Raw genomic sequence first — 2,732 nt, forward strand, 5'->3', positions numbered from 1 at the left:
GGGCGGGAGGCCCCGGTGGCCGTGGTGGGCTTCGGGCTGACGGCGGTGGGGTTGGCCTTGCTGCCCGTGGCGCCGTCGTACGGGTGGCTTTTCCCGGTGATGGGCCTGTTGGCGGTGGGCTCCGCGCTGGTGACGCCGTGCCTGTCCGCGCTGGTGTCCCTGCACGCCCCCATGGAGCGGCAGGGGGCGGTGCTGGGGGCCTATCAGGCGTCCGGCTCGCTGGGCCGCATCATCGGGCCCGCGCTGGGCGGCCTGCTCTTCACCCGACTGGGCCCGACAGCCCCGTACGGGACGGGCGCGGTGCTGGTGGCGCTGGGTGGACTATTGGCACTGTCGCTGGTGACACAGGTGCGATTGTCGGGAGCAGGCGCGGAGCAAAGCTCATAGGATGGGGACCATGGTGGGCAAGCCGCAACACATCACCATCGCGTTCGACGTGATGGGGAGCGATCACGGCCCGTTGGAGGTGGTGCGAGGCGCCGCCCAGCTTTCGCTGGAGTCTCCGCACATCCACGCGCTGCTCGTGGGGGACCGGCCGGTCATCGACGAGGCCCTGGCGAGCATCAAGCACAACGGGGAGCGCATCTCCGTGCACCACGCGGGCGACTACGTGGGCATGGACGAAAAGCCCGGCGAGGCGCTGGCGCGCAAACCCGAGTCCTCCGTGGCGGTGGCCGCCCGGCTGGTGGCGGAGGGTGAGGCGCATGCGCTGGTCTCCGCGGGCAACACGGGCGCGGGCGTGCTCGCGTGCAAGCGCCACTTCCAGCTGATTCCCGGCGTGCGCCGCGCGGCCCTGGCCACGGTGTATCCCACGCGGGGCGTGCGAGGCGCGAAGCAGGACCCGTTCAGCCTCATCCTCGACGTGGGCGCCACGGTGGAGGCCACCGCGGAGGACCTGGTGGCGTTCGCCGTCATGGGCTCCGCCTACGCGCGCATCATCTCCCGCAACGAGCGGCCCAAGGTGGCGCTCCTGTCCAACGGCGTCGAGCCCCAGAAGGGCCCGCCGCGCGTGGTGGAGGCGCACCAGCGGCTGTCGCAGATGGCGGGGCTCAACTTCACGGGGAACGTGGAGGGCATCGACATTCCGCGCGGCACGGTGGACGTCATCGTCACGGACGGCTTCGTGGGCAACGTGTGCCTGAAGATGCTGGAGGGCGTGCACGACACGGTGATGGAGCTGGCCCAGTACGCCTACAAGGAGAGCCTGCGCTGGCGCGCGGGCCTGGCCATGCTGTCGTCCGGCATCGAGCGGCTGAAGGACATCACGGACTGGGAGCAGTACGGCGGCGCGCCCATCCTGGGGTTCGACCGCATCTTCATCAAGGCGCACGGCCGCTCCAAGGCGCGCGCCATCGCGAACGCGGGCAAGGTGGCCGCGAAGGCGGTGGCGAACGAGCTGGGCACCGCCATCCAGGAGGGCCTGGCGAAGTGAGCCTGCCGGACCGCATCGACCCGCCCCCCCCGCGCCGCATCTACCGGTGGGACCTGGACAAGACGTACCTCCAGACGGACTTCGAATCGCTGCGCGACCTGTTCCGCACGGCGTTCCAGAAGGCCCATGAGAAGGTCGCCATCCCGGGCGCGTCCGCACTCATCCGCGAGCTGGCGGAGCAGGGGGACTCGAGGCTGTGCATCGTGTCCGGCAGCCCCAAGCAGATGCGCGCGGTGCTGGAGGAGAAGCTCAAGCTGGACGGCATCCAGTGGGACGAGTTCGTCCTCAAGGACAACGTGGGCAACCTCCTGCGCGGGCGCTTCCGGGCCCTGCGCGGACAGGTGGGCTACAAGCTGCCCGCCATCCTGGAGAGCCGCGTCCACGCGCCGGTGGAAGCGGAGGAAGTGCTCTTCGGCGACGACGCGGAAGCCGACGCGTTCATCTATTCGCTCTACGCGGACCTCATCGCGGGCCGGGTGGACGAGCGCGTGCTGTCCCAGGTGCTGGAGGCGGGCGGGGTGTACCCGGACGACGTCGCGCGGGTGCAGGAGGCGTGGAAGAAGATTCCCATCGCGGACCCGGTGCGGCGCATCTTCATCCACCTGGACAAGCTGACGCCGCCCGCGCATTTCACGCCGTATGGCCCGCGCGTGGTGCCCATCTTCAACTACTTCCAGGCGGCGCTGGTGCTGCTGGCGGACGGCCACCTCACGGCGCCGCAGGTGCTGAAAATCGCCGTGGAGATGGTGCAGACGGCGGGGCACAACATCATCACGCTGTCGAACTCGTTCCAGGACCTGCTGAGGCGAGGACTGCCGCTGCAGCAGGCGGCCATCGCGCTGTCCCAGGCGATGGAGGGGCCCAACGCGCTGCTCAAGGCCATGCGCCCCATGCCGGACATCCTGGCCGCGTTCAGCAAGCGTCTGGCCGCGCTGGGCACGCAGCCCCCCCCACCGCGCGTGCAGGCGGTGGACTACGTGTCGCTCATCTCCCACGCGCTGCCCCGGACCCACAAGGGGCGCACCCTGAAGCCGCCCACCTGAAGCGCCCGGCCTTCGGGCCCGGCCGTCTGCCTGCCTGCTTCCCGGCCCCTCCAGCATTGAGGGCCCGTGGCGGACGGAGTCTGGCCCGGATTGGGATGTTATCCAGTGGAAGCGCCTCCCACGGGCAGCGGGCGCACGGCGGGCGAGCAGGGGGCCCCAGGTGGACCCCCAACGTCCCTGAAGAATGTCCTTAAGCGCGACCCCCATGGGTGGGAGGATGCGTGCTAGACGGCTGCCCTGCCGAGGCGAATGACGCG

General features: G+C 70.4%; 3 protein-coding genes. All 3 read left to right on the top strand.

Annotated elements, in window-relative coordinates; genetic code table 11:
• The coding region (locus tag D7Y15_RS43020) for an MFS transporter (protein WP_148713038.1) at positions 1-387 on the top strand (387 nt) is incomplete at its 5' end.
• Between the two features lie 10 nt (positions 388-397).
• A complete protein-coding gene (gene plsX / locus D7Y15_RS43025; RefSeq protein WP_120581642.1) occupies positions 398-1,432 on the top strand; it encodes a phosphate acyltransferase PlsX in 1,035 nt (344 codons plus the stop codon).
• The gene (locus D7Y15_RS43030) at positions 1,429-2,475 is read left to right on the top strand and encodes a phosphatase domain-containing protein (protein ID WP_120581641.1); all 1,047 of its coding nucleotides are present in this window, start codon (positions 1,429-1,431) and stop codon (positions 2,473-2,475) included. The genes plsX and D7Y15_RS43030 overlap by 4 nt, the downstream gene beginning before the upstream one ends.
• Positions 2,476-2,732 lie beyond the last annotated feature (257 nt).

The sequence above is a fragment of the Corallococcus sp. AB030 genome (assembly GCF_003668965.1).
In the GTDB taxonomy this organism is placed as follows: domain Bacteria; phylum Myxococcota; class Myxococcia; order Myxococcales; family Myxococcaceae; genus Corallococcus; species Corallococcus exiguus.